The organism is Paenarthrobacter sp. 4246, from assembly GCF_040546855.1.
In the GTDB taxonomy this organism is placed as follows: domain Bacteria; phylum Actinomycetota; class Actinomycetes; order Actinomycetales; family Micrococcaceae; genus Arthrobacter.
In genome coordinates, this window is record NZ_JBEPOP010000003.1 from 340,231 (window position 1) to 356,098 (window position 15,868).

17 protein-coding genes are annotated in these 15,868 nt (G+C 61.7%); 9 read left to right on the forward strand and 8 right to left on the reverse strand.

From position 1 onward, the window contains the following. Positions 1-6: 6 nt before the first annotated feature. Positions 7-792, reverse strand: coding sequence for a sulfite exporter TauE/SafE family protein (locus ABIE35_RS06925; protein ID WP_207593544.1), 786 nt, complete (start codon positions 790-792; stop codon positions 7-9). 19 nt (positions 793-811) lie between these two features. Continuing rightward, positions 812-1,597 (reverse strand): ABC transporter ATP-binding protein, encoded by a 786-nt coding sequence (locus ABIE35_RS06930; RefSeq protein WP_354513508.1) that lies wholly within the window; start codon positions 1,595-1,597, stop codon positions 812-814. Positions 1,598-1,708: 111 nt separating this feature from the next. Here ABIE35_RS06930 and serB point away from each other — a divergent pair, with 111 nt between their 5' ends. Both serB and ABIE35_RS06940 read left to right on the forward strand, forming a co-directional pair. Then, positions 1,709-2,602, forward strand: a complete 894-nt coding sequence (gene serB, locus ABIE35_RS06935; protein ID WP_354513510.1) for a phosphoserine phosphatase SerB — start codon at positions 1,709-1,711, stop codon at positions 2,600-2,602. Between the two features lie 316 nt (positions 2,603-2,918). After that, positions 2,919-3,515, forward strand: a complete 597-nt coding sequence (locus ABIE35_RS06940; protein ID WP_354513512.1) for a hypothetical protein — start codon at positions 2,919-2,921, stop codon at positions 3,513-3,515. Positions 3,516-3,589: 74 nt separating this feature from the next. Here ABIE35_RS06940 and ABIE35_RS06945 read toward each other — a convergent pair whose 3' ends face one another. The 3 genes from ABIE35_RS06945 to fabG all read right to left on the reverse strand — a co-directional run bounded on the left by ABIE35_RS06945 (position 3,590) and on the right by fabG (position 6,950). Continuing rightward, the gene (locus tag ABIE35_RS06945; RefSeq protein WP_354513514.1) at positions 3,590-5,113 is read right to left on the reverse strand and encodes an ATP-binding cassette domain-containing protein; all 1,524 of its coding nucleotides are present in this window, start codon (positions 5,111-5,113) and stop codon (positions 3,590-3,592) included. A gap of 249 nt (positions 5,114-5,362) precedes the next feature. Further along, positions 5,363-6,115: an SDR family oxidoreductase gene (locus tag ABIE35_RS06950; protein WP_354513516.1), complete on the reverse strand. Its 753-nt coding sequence runs from the start codon at positions 6,113-6,115 to the stop codon at positions 5,363-5,365. Between the two features lie 109 nt (positions 6,116-6,224). Further along, a complete protein-coding gene (gene fabG / locus ABIE35_RS06955; RefSeq protein WP_354513518.1) occupies positions 6,225-6,950 on the reverse strand; it encodes a 3-oxoacyl-ACP reductase FabG in 726 nt (241 codons plus the stop codon). Positions 6,951-7,103: 153 nt separating this feature from the next. Here fabG and ABIE35_RS06960 point away from each other — a divergent pair, with 153 nt between their 5' ends. Genes ABIE35_RS06960 through ABIE35_RS06975 form a run of 4 tightly spaced genes read left to right on the forward strand, consistent with a single transcriptional unit; the run spans position 7,104 to position 9,209 of the window. Continuing rightward, positions 7,104-7,601, forward strand: coding sequence for a DUF3099 domain-containing protein (locus ABIE35_RS06960; RefSeq protein WP_354513520.1), 498 nt, complete (start codon positions 7,104-7,106; stop codon positions 7,599-7,601). After that, on the forward strand, positions 7,598-7,873 hold the full coding sequence (locus tag ABIE35_RS06965; protein ID WP_354513522.1) for a hypothetical protein: 276 nt from the start codon (positions 7,598-7,600) through the stop codon (positions 7,871-7,873). The genes ABIE35_RS06960 and ABIE35_RS06965 overlap by 4 nt, the downstream gene beginning before the upstream one ends. Beyond that, positions 7,874-8,740: an SURF1 family cytochrome oxidase biogenesis protein gene (locus tag ABIE35_RS06970; protein ID WP_354513524.1), complete on the forward strand. Its 867-nt coding sequence runs from the start codon at positions 7,874-7,876 to the stop codon at positions 8,738-8,740. It abuts the gene before it with no gap. Next, the gene (locus ABIE35_RS06975; RefSeq protein ID WP_354513526.1) at positions 8,724-9,209 is read left to right on the forward strand and encodes a YbaK/EbsC family protein; all 486 of its coding nucleotides are present in this window, start codon (positions 8,724-8,726) and stop codon (positions 9,207-9,209) included. Before ABIE35_RS06970 ends, ABIE35_RS06975 begins: the two co-directional genes overlap by 17 nt. 151 nt (positions 9,210-9,360) lie before the next feature. Here the strand turns inward: ABIE35_RS06975 and ABIE35_RS06980 are convergent, their stop codons facing one another. Further along, positions 9,361-10,959, reverse strand: coding sequence for an ABC-F family ATP-binding cassette domain-containing protein (locus ABIE35_RS06980; RefSeq protein ID WP_089595084.1), 1,599 nt, complete (start codon positions 10,957-10,959; stop codon positions 9,361-9,363). A gap of 279 nt (positions 10,960-11,238) precedes the next feature. On the opposite strand from ABIE35_RS06980, the gene ABIE35_RS06985 reads away from it, so the two are divergent. Genes ABIE35_RS06985 through ABIE35_RS06995 form a run of 3 tightly spaced genes read left to right on the forward strand, consistent with a single transcriptional unit; the run spans position 11,239 to position 13,235 of the window. After that, positions 11,239-11,856 (forward strand): biotin transporter BioY, encoded by a 618-nt coding sequence (locus ABIE35_RS06985; protein ID WP_354513528.1) that lies wholly within the window; start codon positions 11,239-11,241, stop codon positions 11,854-11,856. An 18-nt stretch (positions 11,857-11,874) separates the two neighbouring features. Beyond that, complete coding sequence (locus ABIE35_RS06990) at positions 11,875-12,612, forward strand: energy-coupling factor ABC transporter ATP-binding protein (protein ID WP_354513530.1); 738 nt, start codon at positions 11,875-11,877, stop codon at positions 12,610-12,612. After that, the gene (locus tag ABIE35_RS06995; RefSeq protein WP_354513532.1) at positions 12,609-13,235 is read left to right on the forward strand and encodes an energy-coupling factor transporter transmembrane component T family protein; all 627 of its coding nucleotides are present in this window, start codon (positions 12,609-12,611) and stop codon (positions 13,233-13,235) included. Before ABIE35_RS06990 ends, ABIE35_RS06995 begins: the two co-directional genes overlap by 4 nt. Here the strand turns inward: ABIE35_RS06995 and ABIE35_RS07000 are convergent. Further along, entirely contained in the window at positions 13,232-14,434 is a 1,203-nt protein-coding gene (locus tag ABIE35_RS07000; protein ID WP_354513534.1) for a thiolase family protein, read from the reverse strand. The genes ABIE35_RS06995 and ABIE35_RS07000 overlap by 4 nt on opposite strands. Next, positions 14,427-15,818 (reverse strand): class I adenylate-forming enzyme family protein, encoded by a 1,392-nt coding sequence (locus ABIE35_RS07005; RefSeq protein WP_354513536.1) that lies wholly within the window; start codon positions 15,816-15,818, stop codon positions 14,427-14,429. The genes ABIE35_RS07000 and ABIE35_RS07005 overlap by 8 nt, the downstream gene beginning before the upstream one ends. Between the last annotated feature and the right edge of the window lie 50 nt (positions 15,819-15,868).

The following is a 15,868-nucleotide window of genomic DNA, read 5'->3' on the forward strand; positions in this document are numbered from 1 at the left end:
GGGTGATTATTTCAGCAGGTTGGCGATCATGAAGCCCAGGGCCACTATCCCCAGGGTGAAGATGACGGCCCTGAGGACGCGCGGGGACAACTTCCGGCCAACCTTTGATCCCACCAAGCCGCCGATGGTGGAGCTCACGGCAATGAGGAGGACCACCAGCCATTCGATCCGGTCGAAAGCAAAAATCAGGTAGGAGATTGCTGCCACCATGTTGACACCGAGCACCAGGATGTTCTTCATGGCGTTGGCATTTTGCATGGTTCCCGTGAGGAACACGCCGAGGATGCCTACCAGCAAGATCCCTTGCGCCGCCACGAAATAGCCACCGTAGACGCCGGCGAGGTAGACAAGCACCACCAGGAGGATGCCGTGGCTGCGGTCCCGGATGGCATGTTCGGGGTTTTGTTCCCTGCTGCGCACCCAGGCCTGCAGCTTGGGCTGGAACAGCACCATCAGGAGCGCCAGGACAAGCAGGACGGGCGCTACGTAGTGGAAGACTTTCTCCGGCAGATGCAGCAACAGCCAAGCACCGGTGATGCCGCCCAGCAGTGAGGCCGGCAGCAGCTTCATCAGCTGCCGTCCCCTGCCGGCCAACTCGCGGCGGTAACCCCAGGCCCCTGCTGCTGTGCCAGCCACCAGGCCCATGGCGTTGCTCATGGACGCAACCACGGGTGTGATGCCGATGGCGATGAGCACGGGGAAGGTCACCAGCGTGCCGGAGCCGACGACCGCGTTGATGGTGCCGGCCCACAAGCCGGCAAAAAAGACCAGGATGCTGCTAAGAATCTCCACTGTTGGCTACCGGACCGCTCTAGCGGCGGGCGGTGGCAGTGTAACGGCCACCGTTTTCCGAGACATCCAGGGCAAGGCCGAACGTGGTGCTCAGGTGTTCGTCGGTGAGGACTTCCTTGATGGGGCCGGCAGCGACCACTCCACCTTCGCGAAGCAGCATGGCGTGGGTGAATCCTGGAGGCACTTCTTCAAGGTGGTGGGTGACCAGCACCATGGCGGGTGCGGCTTCGTCGCCGGCCAACTCGCTGAGCTTGTGGACCAGTTCCTCCCGGCCGCCGAGGTCCAGGCCCGCAGCCGGTTCATCCAAGAGCAACAGTTCGGGGTCCGTCATGAGGGCGCGGGCAATCTGCACACGCTTGCGCTCCCCTTCGGACAACGTGGCAAAGGTCCGGTTGAGCAGCGGGCCCATCCCCCAGTCGTTCAGCAGCCCAAAGGCGCGACGTTCGTCGTCGCGCTCGTAGCCCTCACGCCACCGTCCGGTAACACCGTAGGCGGCGGTAACCACCACGTTCAGGACGTTCTCGTGCTCGGGAATCTGGGTAGCAAGTGCGGCCGAGGAGAGTCCGATCCGGGGGCGGAGTTCAAAGACGTCAACGCGACCCAGGACCTCATCCAGGATCCCGGCCTTGCCGCTGCTGGGGTGGAGCCGGGCTGCGGCAATTTGGAGAAGGGTGGTCTTGCCTGCGCCGTTCGGTCCCAGAATGACCCAGCGCTCCCCTTCGTTGACCTGCCAGTCAACCTTGTCCAGCAGGGTCTTCTTGCCTCGGACAACGCTGACGGAAGCCAATTCCAGAACATCACTCATAGCAGTAGACACTAGGACAAAAATCCATATGACTGATAACCGGTCACGTAGCAGTGTTTGCCAGTCGAAATGAATTCGGGCGGACAGGAAGTGCTCAGTAGGATTGACGCCATGACTTCGAACTTGGCTGCAGTCAGCTATGGCGTGCATTTGTCCCCCGAATCCCTCGTTGGCCTTCGGAGGGTACTTGCTGACGCCGGCGTCGAGGTGTCATCGGAATCACAGGGTGGCGATCATCGCTTCAGTGTCATGACGGCCGGTCTTGCTGCGGGCACGGAGACGTTGGCGGATCTTGCAACCGTTCGGCGGCACGTTGCTGCGGCAGCCAGTGACGGCATCGATACAGCCATTGTTCCCGAGGGCCTGCGCCAGGCCTCCCGGAAGCTCCTCATCATGGATGTCGATTCCACGCTGATCCAGCAGGAAGTCATTGAATTGCTGGCAGCCCACGCGGGCAAGCGCGAGGAAGTCGCTGCTGTCACCGAGGCCGCCATGCGCGGTGAGTTGGACTTCGCCCAGAGTCTCCATGCCCGGGTTGCCGTGCTAGCAGGGTTGCCCGTGGCGGTCGTCGAGTCAGTCCGGCAAGAGGTGCGCCTCAGTCTTGGTGCTGCAGAACTCGTGGCGGCCTTCAAGGAAGCGGGCCATGTTGTGGCCGTAGTGTCCGGTGGCTTCAACCAGATCCTCCGTCCCATTGCCGCGGAACTTGGGCTGGACCATTGGATAGCCAATGAGCTCGAAATCGTCGACGGCGTGTTGACCGGCAAGGTGCTTGGCGCTGTCATCGACCGCGCGGCCAAAGAGAAGTATTTGCGTGAGTGGGCAGCCGCGGAGGGCATCAGCCTCGAGCACACCATCGCGGTCGGCGACGGCGCCAATGACCTGGACATGCTCAGTGCGGCAGGAATTGGGATTGCGTTCAATGCCAAGCCGGCTGTTCGTGCGGCAGCGGACGCTGCAATCAACATGCCCTACCTTGACGCTGTCCGGCACATCGCCAACGTCTGACCCCTGCTCTGCCTACGCCGCGGTGACCCACGGCCAACCCGCACTTGCTGCGGGTCGCATTAGCGCGCCCAAAAACAACTGGTGCCGAACCTGCCCGGCCCTGTTGCCTGCGGCGTGAAACAACAATGTGTATTTCGTGACGCGATTATTCTGACTATTTATCAAATTGTCATTAATGGTGCATTCTTTGCCGCGGATTCCCCGGGAAATGAACACTCTTTCTGTTTGCCGGTAATTGATGTGTAGAGTGAAAAACTCGACGAAGAAATCCGTAGGACATGCGGCAGTCTGAATGACGGAAGTGCAGGGTCAGTAAGTGAACCGTTCGGAGCGTACGTGGAAATGGTGGAAACGCAGCGAAGGATTTGAACCCCTTCCAACACCTCTCCATGAGATCATTCGCGAGCGGCACCCTGACGCGGTGGCAACGGGCATGGTCCCCAACCAATGGGATTCCGGTCCTGGCGCCCCTGCCTACCATGAAGTTCCGTCCGTCTATTTCATGGCTGCCAGTGATGAAACCACAGAACAGGAAGAACTGATCATGAGCTCACTTGACGAAGCTACGAAGCAACTGCTCTCCATCGAAGGCGCCACTGGTGCGGCCATTGTTGACTACACCAGCGGAATGGCACTGGCGCAGGGCGGCAACCCAGGCTTTGATCTGGGAGCAGCTGCTGCCGGAAACTCCAATGTTGTCAGTTCCAAGCTACGAACCATGGCCGACCTCGGACTGGACAGCTCCATTGAAGACGTCCTCATCACTCTGGATTCGCAGTACCATCTCATCAACGTCCTGAACTCGGCGGGGTCCAAGGGGCTCTTTGTCTACCTCGTGCTGGATCGGACCTATGCCAACCTGGCCTTGGCGCGGCACAAGCTCAATAACATCGCCAAGGCCATCGCCATCTGACCTCCGGGTGTTAAGTGTGAGGGGCGGCTGCGAATATCGCAGCCGCCCTTCATCCGCCGGTGATGCAGGGCGCGTCAGACTTTCGCGCGGCGGGCTGCGCTGCCCCCCGATTCGAACTTGACGCCCAGCATATGGTGCACCAGAACATCCTCATTGGTATTGGCGTTGGCCTCAATGGTGACAAGTTCCCCGTCCCGCATGACACCAATCCGGTGGCACCAGTTGACCATCTCCGAGAGGTCTGAGGACAGGAGAATGATGGAGACGCCGGTCTTGCTGAGTTGCGTCAGCATCTTGTACACAATCTCTTTGGCCCCAATGTCAATGCCGCGGCTGGGATGACTGAGGATCAGGACGTCACAGTCGCTGGAGATCCATCGGGCCAGTTCCACCTTCTGGCGGTCGCCGCCGGAAAGAGTGGAGAGGGCGCCCTGGATGTTGGTGGTGTTAATGCGCATGCGGTGCACTACCTCAGCCACACCCCTGAGGTGGGTGATCTCATCCTGCAGGCTTTCAGCGCCTGCCCCGGCGCCCTGGTAAAGCCCCCCCGCGATGCTGGTCGCAGGCCCAAGGGTATCGGCCGCATCCGGGGAGTAACCGATCTTCAACCGCTGTGCATCCTGGGGCCCTCGGATGTGGACGTGGGTTCCGTTCACGTAGATCTTTCCCGAGGTGCATGGGCGGATACCCGCCAGTGCTGATATCAGTTGATAAACGCCCGATCTGTGGGTACCTACCAGACCGAAGATTTCGCCTTTGGCCACACTGAAGCTCACATCGCGGACTTTCTCCCCCACGCTGAGGTTGGAGATCCGCAGGGCCTCTCCGCCCGTCACCGGGCCGGAAGGCCGGGAAATCCGTTCCAGTTCCTGCTGTAGCAGGAGGAATCCAAGTTCGTCGACGTCGGTCTTGCTGGCTTCCACGATCTTGTGCACCTTGCCGTCGCGCATAACAGCGATGCGGTGGGCTATGGAACGGACCTCATCAAGGCGGTGGGTGATGTAAATAATGGCCCGTCCTTGCCGTGTCAGCATTCTCAGTACCTGATGCAAAACCGCGACATCGTGGTCCGGAAGTGACGCGGCCACTTCGTCCATGATCACCAGTTGGGCTTCTTCAGCCACCATTCGGAGTACCTCCACCAAGGCCTGCTCGGCTCGAATCAGCGTCCCGACCTTCGCGTCAGGGTCCATGGTGATGCCAATGTCCCGGATCAGCTTGCCCGCTTGATTGCGGAGTTCCGCGTGCGACCGGCCCGACTGGAAGGTCCCGCGAAAGATGGCTTCGGTGATGGTCAGTTCCGGGTTTATGTGGAAGTTCTGGGGAATAAGGCCCACTCCGCAGGCCTGCGCTTCTGCGATGGAATCAGGCACGTACTTTTCACCGGCCAGGGTAATCCGTCCATGGTCGTGCTTGACGGATCCGGCCAGGACGCCCATCAGGGTGGTCTTGCCGGCGCCGTTGGTCCCAATCAGCCCCAGAATCTCGCCGCGATGCAACGAAAGCCCTACACCTTTGAGGATACGCCGCTGATCGTACGATGCGTGAATATCATCAGCATGTAATAACAGGTCCAAAGAAGCTCCTAAGGCATGCACAACCCTCTCATCGTGGTTTATGCAACGTGCTGACAACTACGTGCGAGGCTGCCTTGGAGAGTCAACCAGAAGGATTCTCATAATGCAAAACCAATTCTGCAAAACAATGATTTCCATTTCGTGACGCGAGAATCCGGAATATTTATCAAACCGACACTTCAAAGCATGGGAGCCTGTTCCTCCACTATGGAGTTAAACACTTGTGGCCCGGGAACAGGGTCCCGGGCCACAGCTGTGTGCTGGTATTTGCTACTCGGCAGTCTTGCCGAAGTAATCGGCTCCGCCAACGTATTCCGTGTGTCCGGATTCGACGTCCGCCGTGACCATCTTGGCAACCTCGGCTGCGAATTCCTCCACGGAGTAAAGCTTGCCGGCCTCGGCACGCCGCGCTTCGATGGCTCCTGGGTTGGACCGATCCAGCAGGGTCGCAGTCACTGTACCCTCGATCATGTCACCGGAAACCACCACCAGCGAGATGCCCTTGTCCGCGAGGTGGGGAATCAGGTCACGCAGTGCGTCCTCCCCTGCGCGCTTGCTCTTCGCGACGGGTTCGTACTCCGGCATGGTGGGAACAGTCTCCACAAAATGCGCCTGGTGGCTGGTCACGAAAACGACGCGCGAACCCTCGGGCATGAGAGGAACGGCTGCGTTGAGCATATTGACCTGGGCATCGCGGTTCAGTTTGAGGGCGTAACCCTCTTCCATGCCCGATTCCATCCCGCCGGACGCGTTCAGCACCAGGACGTCCAGGGATCCGAACTCCTCCATTGCTTTGCTCGCAAGGGCGTGCACGCCTTCGTCGGTGGTGAGGTCTGCGCCCACGGCAGCCGCACGGCCGCCTGCTTCCTGGATGCTCGCCACTACTTTATTGGCCCGGGGCGCCTTCTGCCGGTAATTAACGACGACGGCGGCACCCTCGCCCGCGAGGATCTTGGCAACTTCGGCGCCAATTCCGCGGGAAGATCCCGTGACGATGGCGGTCTTGTTATCCAGCGTTCCCATTCATGCTCCTTTTGTTCACTTCATCCAAATTCCGTGGCCTCGCCTTCCATCATGCCAGCGGCAAGGACGAAATCGCTTGTGGGCCCCGGACAAAAAACCGCGCTTCAGGCTAGTGGCCCATACCCAGTCCACCATCCACCGGAATCACTGCCCCTGAGATGTACGCTGCTTCGTCGCTGGCAACCCAGCGCACCACGTCAGCCACTTCGGAGGCCTCGGCAAAACGACCTGCCGGAACGCTGGCCAGATAGGCCTTCTGGGTGTCCTCGGGCAGTTCAGCCGTCATGTCGGTGTTGATAAAGCCGGGCGCCACCACGTTGGCCGTGATGCCCCGGCTGCCGAGCTCGCGGGTCAGGGAACGTGCAATGCCCACCATGCCTGCCTTGGACGCGGAGTAGTTGATCTGGCCGGGTGCACCATAGAGGCCGGAGACGGAAGAGATGAGGACTACGCGGCCCTTCCGGAGCCGGATCATTCCCTTGGACGCCCGCTTGATCACACGGAATGCTCCGGTGAGGTTGGTGTCGAGGACCGACGTGAAGTCGTGTTCGCTCATGCGGAGCAGGAGCGTGTCCTTGGTGATGCCGGCATTGGCAACCAGTACTTCAACCGGTCCATGGGCTTCTTCGACGATTTTGAACGCAGCGTCAATGGAGGCCTCGTCCGTGACATCGGCCTGAACGCCCAGGATACCTTCAGGCAGCTTTGCTTCACTTCGGTAGGTCACCGCCACCTTGTCGCCGTTGGCGAGGAACGATTCCGCAATGGCCAGGCCAATGCCGCGGTTGCCGCCGGTGATCAAGACGCTGCGGCCGGTTGTGACTGCTTCAGACATGCTGTGGCTCCAGGTTCCGCGGCATCGAAGTGCCGCATTGAAGGGGGATTTTCCTGTGACGATCTTATCTGTCGCCCATCCCAACCCGTGGGTAACCGGCATCCTGCGCGGTTTGGGCCGCTACGGCCTTGGTGAGAGAATTGGGAGAGGCCTTTGGAGCGTGATGATTCAGTTGTGACACGAGAAAACAGTCCCCTGCAGCAAGTGCCCGGGGAGCCGGACGCTTTTTCCGGCGACCCCGAGGTCCACAGCATCACGGATGCCGCCGCTGCCCACTCCGAGGACATGCGTGAGCGCATGATCAAGTACGCGGTGGCCATGGGTATCCGCATGGTCTGCATCATCCTCATTTTCGTGGTTGATGGGTGGTTCAAGATCATTGCGATCGCCGGCGCTGTTTTCCTCCCATGGATCGCGGTTGTCATCGCCAACGGCAACGACAAAGCTGAGGACCACAGCGAGTCATTGTTGGACTACGTGGCTGTCCCCGAAATCGAGCGCTCCTCCCAGCCGGAAGAAGCCACTGCCGATGGACCCACGGTGCTCCAGGGCGAGCTGGTGGACGACGAACCAACAAGCAATCCAGCCGGCCCTTCAACGGGGCCTGCAGGCGAGGCCGGACACCCCGGCGAGGAACGGGCGGCTTCATGAACATCTTTAACCTCGGCGGTCCAGGCGCAGCCGGCCAGGAATCCGAACGTGCCGCGGCTCCGGCTGTGTGCTCCCGGAAGGGGTGCCGGTCCGCTGCCCAGTGGCAACTCCTGTGGAACAACCCGCGTATCCACACTCCGGAACGGCGCAAAGTGTGGCTTTCCTGCGGAGACCACCGGGAATGGTTGGAGGAGTATCTGACCACCCGGGGATTGTGGAAAGAAACGATCGCCTTCACGGCGGGCGAAGCTGCAGTGAACGAGGCCGGCTGAATGTACCGCTTCCTCTTCTCCAGCAAGTGGCTGGGGTACTTTGTCCTGGCTGTCATTTTTGCCACCGCGTGTGTTTTCCTGGGCCGCTGGCAGATGGACCGCCGCGCCGAGACTTTGGCGGAAATCAATCGCGTGGTGAGCAACTACTCGGCCACGCCTGTCCCCTACACGGAAATCAAGGACCAGTTCAACACCCTGGATCCTGAACGGGAATGGACCCAGGTCCAACTGCGCGGCAGCTACGACCTGGAGGGCCAGCGGGTTGTCCGAAACCGCCCGCTGAACGGCCAGCCAGGTTACGACGTCGTGGTTCCCTTCCGCCTCACCACTGGCGAAGCGGTGGTCATTGACCGTGGATGGTTGCCCATCGGCAACAACACTCCCGGCCGCCCCGATGTTGTACCGGACCCACCCACGGGGCAAGTTACCGTAGTGGCGCGCCTCAAGCCTGCTGAACCCAAGTTGGACCGTGGAGCGGTGGACGGGCAGTTGGCCTCCATTGACCTGGCCAGTTTCGCCAGCGAGCTTCCCTACCCCATCGCTACTGGGGCCTACGGGCAGCTGGCCAGTGAAGATCCTGCAGTTCAACCAATGCCGACGCCCTTCCCTAAACCGGTAACCGAGGAGGGGACGCACCTCTCCTACTCCCTGCAGTGGTTTGCCTTTGGTGTCCTCATGTTTATCGGGTTCGGCTACGCGGCGCGGCAACAGGCCCGCAACGCCGCCATCGATGCCGAAGAGGAAGAGGAAGAGAACATCATCGCTGCTGGTGGCACGCCGAAGAAGCGGGCTCCGGCTCCCCGGAAGAACAAGCGCGCTACGTCCGAAGAAGAGGAAGACGCCATCCTGGATGCACAAGGCTACTGATTCAATCCCCGTTTCCGTGCTCAACGTGAAGTCAGCGCTGACGACTGCCGGTGCCCAGGACACCGTCCGGATTTTTGAAGATAAAGTCCCGACGGCGGCTGCCGCAGCTTCTGTTCTGGGATGCGGTGTCGCAGCCATCACCAACAGCCTCATCTTCGAGGTCAGCGGCGAACCCCTGCTCATCCTCGCTAGTGGAGCGGGGAAGGTGGACACCGCGATGGTGGCCGATCGACTGGGCATCGGCAAGATCCGCCGTGCCACACCGGACTTCGTGCTGGAACACACTGGCCAGGAAGTAGGCGGAGTGGCACCGGTCGGCCACCCCAGGAAGATCAGGACACTTCTGGACACGTCCCTGCAGGAACACCCACTGCTCTGGGCCGGAGCCGGAGACCACAACTCCATGTTCTCCATCGCCTACGAGGAACTAGCGCGCATCACCGCCGCGGAAGAACTCCAAGTCCGCTAGCTGCGTCAGCCTGCGGGGTGACCTAACCGCCAGCGAAGCGACGCGGTTGATCTGCGTAGCGTGCGTCTAAGCGAGGAACGAGCGAGCACGCGGCAGATCAGGCGCGCCGCGCAGCGGAACGCAACACACGCAGCGGACGGACAAGCGAGGCTTACGCCAGCGTAATCAAGTCCAGGTAGTCCTCGTTCCAGTGATCCTCCACGCCATCCGGGAGCAACACCACACGTTCGGGGTTCAACGCGGACACAGCGCCTTCGTCGTGGCTGACCATGACGACGGCGCCGCTGTAGTTCTTGAGTGCACCCAGGATTTCCGCACGGCTGGCGGGGTCCAGGTTGTTGGTGGGTTCATCGAGGAGGAGGACGTTGGCGCTGGAAGCCACGATGGTGGCCAGGGCCAAGCGGGTCTTCTCACCACCGGAGAGAACACCCGCCGGCTTGTCGACGTCGTCCCCGGAGAAGAGGAATGAACCCAGGATGCCGCGGACTTCGGCATCTTTCATGTCCGGCGCGGATGAACGCATATTTTCCAGGACGGTACGGTCGACGTCGAGCGTCTCATGTTCCTGGGCGTAGTAGCCCACTTTGAGGCCATGACCGGGAATGATGTCGCCCGTATCCGGCTTGTCGACGCCTGCCAGCATGCGCAGCAGAGTGGTCTTGCCGGCACCGTTGAGACCAAGGATGACTACCTTGGAACCGCGGTCGATGGCGAGGTCCACGTCCGTGAAGATTTCCAGCGAACCGTAAGACTTGCTGAGCCCTTCCGCGGTGAGGGGAGTCTTGCCGCATGGAGAGGGATCCGGGAAGCGCAGTGCGGCCACGCGGTCGTTCTCGCGTACAGCCTCCAGTCCGCTCAGCAGCCGCTCAGCACGCTTGGCCATGTTTTGGGCGGCGACAGCCTTGGTGGCCTTTGCACGCATCTTGTTGGCCTGGTCAATCAGTACCTGGGCCTTCTTTTCAGCGTTGGCACGTTCGCGCTTCCTGGCGCGCTCGTCCGTTTCGCGCTGGAGCAGGTAGCGCTTCCAGTCCATGTTGTAGTAGTCGATCTGGGCGCGGTTGGCATCCAGCAGATAGACCTTGTTGACCGTTGCTTCCAGCAGTTCGGTGTCGTGGCTGATCACGATCAGGCCACCCTGGTGGTTCTTCAGGAAGTCGCGCAGCCACGTGATGGAGTCGGCATCAAGGTGGTTGGTTGGTTCGTCGAGGAGCAGGGTCTCGGCATCGGAGTACAGGATGCGCGCCAATTCCACGCGTCGTCGCTGGCCACCGGAAAGAGTCTTCAGCGGCTGGTTCAGGAGACGGTCCGGCAGCGCGAGGTTGGAGGAGATCGCCGCGGCCTCAGCCTCGGCAGCATAGCCGCCACCGGCCAGGAATTCAGCTTCCAGACGGTCATAGCGGTTCATGGCTTTGCGCTGGACGGACGCGTCGTCGCTGGCCATGTCATCGTGGGCCTTTTTGAGTTTGCCCACCACGACGTCCAAGCCACGTGCGGAGAGGATGCGGTCGCGGGCGAGCTGCTCCATGTCCGGGGTCCGCGGGTCCTGCGGAAGGTAGCCAATTTCACCGGTGCGGGTGACCTTGCCGCCTGCGGGAAGGCCTTCGCCGGCGAGGACCCTGGTGAGGGTGGTCTTGCCGGCACCGTTGCGTCCGACGAGGCCGATCTTGTCCCCTTTGTCCACCCTGAAGTTGACCTGGTCCATGAGCAGGCGTGCGCCAGCGCGGAGTTCGAGGTCCTGGACGGTAATCAATTCGGGTGATGCCTTTCAATGGGGAACGCTCGCGGGGACCGGTGGGTCCGATAAGTGCGGCGGGATGCGGCTGTGAGAACAGCCTGTTCAAGTCTACCGGTACCCCGGCCGCGCGGTGACATCGGGCCCCGCAAGAACTAACTGTGCCAACGGCCAAACAATTCCTGGCCAGCTTTGTGGGAAGGCTCCAAAATTCCACTTCAGCGGCATCCGTATCCTCATGAACAGGGGAGAAAGCTCCGCATTCATCACATCGCATCACACCTGATTGGACCTGTCATGAGCCAGACCAACGCTGCCACCGCGCAGCACAAGCCAATGTCCCGTAAACGGTGGACTGCCACCGACCTCGGTCTCGTCGCGGTTTTCGCGGCCCTCGTGGCAGCCTCCGCGATCGTTCCCGGCATCCCGGTAGGCGCCCTGGGCGTGCCCATCACCCTGGTGACCCTGACAGTGATGCTCAGCGGACTGGTGCTGGGCGCCGGGCGCGGCTTTGCCGCCGTCGGGCTGTATGTATTGCTGGGTTTGGCAGGGCTGCCGATCTTCAGCGGCGGCCGCAGCGGACTGGGTATCCTGGCGACTCCCTCCGCGGGCTACATCATTGCGTTCCCTTTGGCTGCAGCAGCCACTGGGTACCTCGCGGCCATCGTCATCCGCCGGACCGTCAAGTTCCGGGCCCTCTGGTTGTTCGCCGCCACCATGGTGAGCAGCATCGTCATCATCCACGGGCTGGGTGTTGTGGGCATGATGGTCAACGCCAGGTTGGACTTCGCCAAGGCCTTCCTCGCCGACCTTCCCTTTGTCCCCGGAGATATCCTTAAGAACGTCCTGGCCGTGATCATCGCCATGGCAATCCACAAAGCCTTCCCGGACGTCCTGGTGCGTCGGGTCAAGTAAAGCGGGAACAGTCACTCCATGAATTCCATCAGTTTCAGCAGGGTTTCGGTGCGTGTCGCTGTCGATGGCAGCGACACGCCCAAGACCCTGCTGCACGATTTTTCCCTTGAACTGACCGAACGCCGGATCGGAGTGATCGGTGCCAACGGATCGGGCAAGTCCACCCTGCTACGGCTGGTGAATGGCTTGGTTGAGCCGTCCGAAGGCAGCGTAGAGGTCCACGGCGATGACACTGTTGCCGCCGTGCGCCGTGTCCGGGGAAATGTGGGTTTTGTCTTTACCGATCCCTTGTCCCAACTGGTGATGCCGACAGGGCGCGAAGATGTTGAGCTTTCCTTGCGTCGTTCCATCAAGAACTCCAAAGAGCGGGCGGCCCGGGCAGAAACAGTCCTGGAACGTTTCGGCCTGCTGCACTTGGCCGATCAAAGCATCTACGAACTGTCCGGTGGTGAACGGCAGTTGCTGGCCTTGGCCGTAGTCCTGGCCGTCGATCCCACAGTGCTGGTCCTCGACGAACCGTCCACGCTTCTGGACCTGAGGAACCGTGAACTCCTGCGGCGTACCGTTGCCGGCCTGGACCAACAGGTGATCATGTCCACTCATGATCTGGAGCTTGCGCTCGACATGGACAGGGTCCTGGTGGTGGAATCCGGACGCATCGTGTTCGACGGCGGTGCTGCCGAAGGCGTCGCCCGTTACCGTGCGCTGTGCGCAACTCCCCTGCCCAGTCCCCGCTTGGGTGGTGTGTCCAGGTGAGAGGCCACGGCTTCCTGATCGCCAACTACGTTCGCGGCAATTCGATCATCCACCGCACGCCCCTGTGGCTGAAGTTCCTGGTGGTGGCGGTCTGTGGTGCGGCATCGTTCCTCATTGTCGACTGGGCCGTTTCGGTGGCGATCTTTGCCATCATGTGTGGTTTGTTCATGCTGACCGGCGCCGGGTTCCGTCGCCTCGTGCGGGCTATCTGGATGGTGATGCCCATCCTCTTGGTCGTCGGCCTCTTCCAGTGGTGGCAACTTGGCGCGCCCACCGGTGCCCGCATCGTGTTGAACGTGCTGGTGTGCGTGGTGGCAGCTTCAGTGTTGACAGCCACCACCCCCGTGCAGGACTTGTTGGATGGTGTGGTGGCACTGGCAAAGCCCTTCCGGCGCTTCGGTGCCGACCCTGAGCGCTTCGCCTTGACCATCGCGGTGATGCTCAGGAGCATTCCCTTTATTGCCGGCGCATTCTCGGATGTACGGGACTCAGCGCGGGCACGCGGGCTTGAACGCAATCCCCGGGCGCTGGTTCTTCCGGTCTTCATCACCACCGTGGCGTATGCCCGGCAAACCGGTGATGCACTGGCGGCCCGCGGATTGGGCGAACCGGAGAAGGACTAGAGCCTTGAGTACCGCAGGAGCGCTGCGGTTCCCATGCCGCCTGCGCTGCTGATCATGGCCAACCCCAGCGGGCCCTTTCCCTTAGCGGAATACATGCTGCGTGCCTGAGCCAACAAGCGGGTCACCAGGACAGCCCCCGAGGCACCATAGCCGTGTCCCAGTGCCAAGGCACCGCCCTGGAGGTTGGCCCTCACCGGATCGATGCCCACGTATTCCAGGCATGCAATGGTTTGGGATGCGAAGGCCTCGTTGAATTCCACTAGATCAATATCAGCTGCCGCAATAGAGTGGCTGTCCAGAAGACGTTCGGCCGCATGCGCCGCGCCAATACCGGGGAACTGCGGATCAACCCCGGTGGTGTCGCACCCCAGCACCACCAATCCGTCGGTGGCCCCCATGGTGCGGGCACGCTGCAGTGACGTGATGACGACGGCGGATGCTGCGTCCGCGTCGCAGCAAGAGTTCCCTGCCGTGACCGTTCCGCCGGGCACGAACGCCGCAGGGAACCTGGCCATCAGCGGCGCCCGGAGGGAAGCCCGGGGACCGTCGTCGGAATCCACCATCTTTTCGTTGTAGCTCAGCGGAACGATTTCCGCAGAGAAACAGCCTGTCCTGGCCGCTTCAACGGCACGGCGATGGCTCCGGAGGGCGTATTCATCCTGGCGCTCACGCGTAACGCCAAACCCCCGGGCAACGTTCTCGGCGGCAACGCCCATGTCAGGGTCGCCAAACTGTGGTGGCACAAAGATGGCCCTCGAGTAGAAGTCGAGTTCGCCGTCGTCGTTCCTGTTGGCCCTTGCCGGGGCGGTACTGATGCTTTCAACGCCGCCCGCCAGGAACAGCGGGTCACCTCCGGCCGCCACCAGACGGGACGCCAGCGCAATGGCGTCCAGGCCCGAACCGCATTGCCGGTCAACGGTGATCCCGGGAACGGTGATGGGCAGGCCCGCCTGGAGCGCTGCGAAGCGCGCCACGTTCCCGCCGCCGCCCACGGCGTTGCCCATGATGACGTCGTCAACGTCGGCCGGGTCCACACCTGCTGTTTCCACCAGGGCGGTCAGCACAGGTGCCAGGAGGTCCGGGGCACGGAGATGCTTCAGCTGGCCGTTGGCGCGACAAATCGGAGATCGAAGCGCGGCGATGATGACGGGTTGCCGGGACTCGTGGATCTCTCGGGCGGAGTCGTCGTCGCTATCCAAGAAGCTGCGCCCGGGGGTCGTGGTTCTTGATCCAGTCCAGGAGGACTTTTCTGCTGACTTTGCCCCGGTCGGTCAGGGGCAACTCCGCCAACAAGTAGTACTGAAGGGGCCATTTGTCCCGTGCCAGCAGACCATCCAGTCCCGTGCGGAGCTGGGTGGCAGTGACCTCACCGCAGGCAGGCACAACGCCGGCGATCACCTTTTGGCCGCGGATATCGTCGGGCGCTCCGGCCGCAACAGCACCGTCTACGCCGGGCACGGAGGCGACGGCAAGCTCCACCTCATGCGGATAGACGTTCTTTCCCGAGGTAATGATCATGTCTGACCTGCGGCCCAGGATGTGAAGGGTGCCGTTCTCCAGGAACCCCTGATCCCCTACGGTGTACCAACCGTCGAGGCACCTCAGGGCTTGGCCATCGTCTCCCCACAGGTAGCCATTGCTGACCATTCCGCTGCGAACGCTGATGTTTCCATGCCCGCCGTCCGGCAGTGGATTGCCGGCGTCGTCAAGGATGTTCAGTTCAACACCCGGGAAGGGCGAGCCAATGCCGGTACCACCGGCGTCCATTGGTTCCCCGGCAGCCAGGCGGGTGCCCGAAACAAAGCTCAATTCGGAAGCGCCGTAATACTCGTAGATGGCCGCCCTGGGCGCCCACCGCCGGGCCGCCTCCAAGGTTCTGGCGTCCAACTTGGAACCGGCACAGATGATGCTGCGGATTCCCGAGGCGTCCACGTCTCCTGCCAGTCCCCGTTCGCTGAGCAATCGCAGAGCAGTGGGTGCGAGGACCAAGCGGGTAATACCGTCGTGGCTGATGGCAGCGTGGGCGTCTCCCACGTCGAAGGATTCGAGCGTGTGAAACGCGGCACCCGCGTACAGGCACTCCGAGAGCGCATAGAGATTCAGGCTGGCTGACAAAGGGCCGGGCGCAAGCGTCCGGTCGTCCTGTGAGAGGCCGAAGAACTCGATGGATGCCTCGAAGGACACTTGCCAGGAACGGCGGGACCTGGTGAAGGCTTTGGGGACGGAGGTAGTGCCCGATGTAAGGCCGATGAGGAACGTACTGGACGGCTCCCCGTCCAACAACCCGGTCTCGACCGGACTGGTGCTCCCGCCGATTCGCGACGTGACTTCTTCGATCATCGGAATTGGCCATTCGGGGTCGAGCACAGCGCAGCTCCGCTCCCCCGCCACCGCTGCCGTGTAGCGTTCCACGAAGCGAACGGAATTGGGCTCGGCAAGAACAGTAGTGGTGGTCGCATCGTCCAGCAGCCCTGCTGCGGCGTCGCGGAGTCCCACCCAGGTGAGCCGGCTGCTGCCCACAACGACTGCGGTGTCGTGGGGGCGCTCATCGGCCCAGAGCTGAAGTTTGTCCAGGAAAGGCATCCAGACGATTTTACGGCAGTGTCAGCAGCCGGGCACCAATAGTGACGTCT

Bases quoted from the DNA above. Each gene is read 5' to 3' on its own strand.
- ABIE35_RS06930 (WP_354513508.1), bottom strand. From the start codon at position 1,597: ATGAGTGATGTTCTGGAATTGGCTTCCGTCAGCGTTGTCCGAGGCAAG.
- serB (WP_354513510.1), top strand. From the start codon at position 1,709: ATGACTTCGAACTTGGCTGCAGTCAGCTATGGCGTGCATTTGTCCCCC.
- ABIE35_RS06950 (WP_354513516.1), bottom strand. From the start codon at position 6,115: ATGGGAACGCTGGATAACAAGACCGCCATCGTCACGGGATCTTCCCGC.
- fabG (WP_354513518.1), bottom strand. From the start codon at position 6,950: ATGTCTGAAGCAGTCACAACCGGCCGCAGCGTCTTGATCACCGGCGGC.
- ABIE35_RS06965 (WP_354513522.1), top strand. From the start codon at position 7,598: ATGAACATCTTTAACCTCGGCGGTCCAGGCGCAGCCGGCCAGGAATCC.
- ABIE35_RS06970 (WP_354513524.1), top strand. From the start codon at position 7,874: ATGTACCGCTTCCTCTTCTCCAGCAAGTGGCTGGGGTACTTTGTCCTG.
- ABIE35_RS06975 (WP_354513526.1), top strand. From the start codon at position 8,724: ATGCACAAGGCTACTGATTCAATCCCCGTTTCCGTGCTCAACGTGAAG.
- ABIE35_RS06985 (WP_354513528.1), top strand. From the start codon at position 11,239: ATGAGCCAGACCAACGCTGCCACCGCGCAGCACAAGCCAATGTCCCGT.
- ABIE35_RS06990 (WP_354513530.1), top strand. From the start codon at position 11,875: ATGAATTCCATCAGTTTCAGCAGGGTTTCGGTGCGTGTCGCTGTCGAT.
- ABIE35_RS07005 (WP_354513536.1), bottom strand. From the start codon at position 15,818: ATGCCTTTCCTGGACAAACTTCAGCTCTGGGCCGATGAGCGCCCCCAC.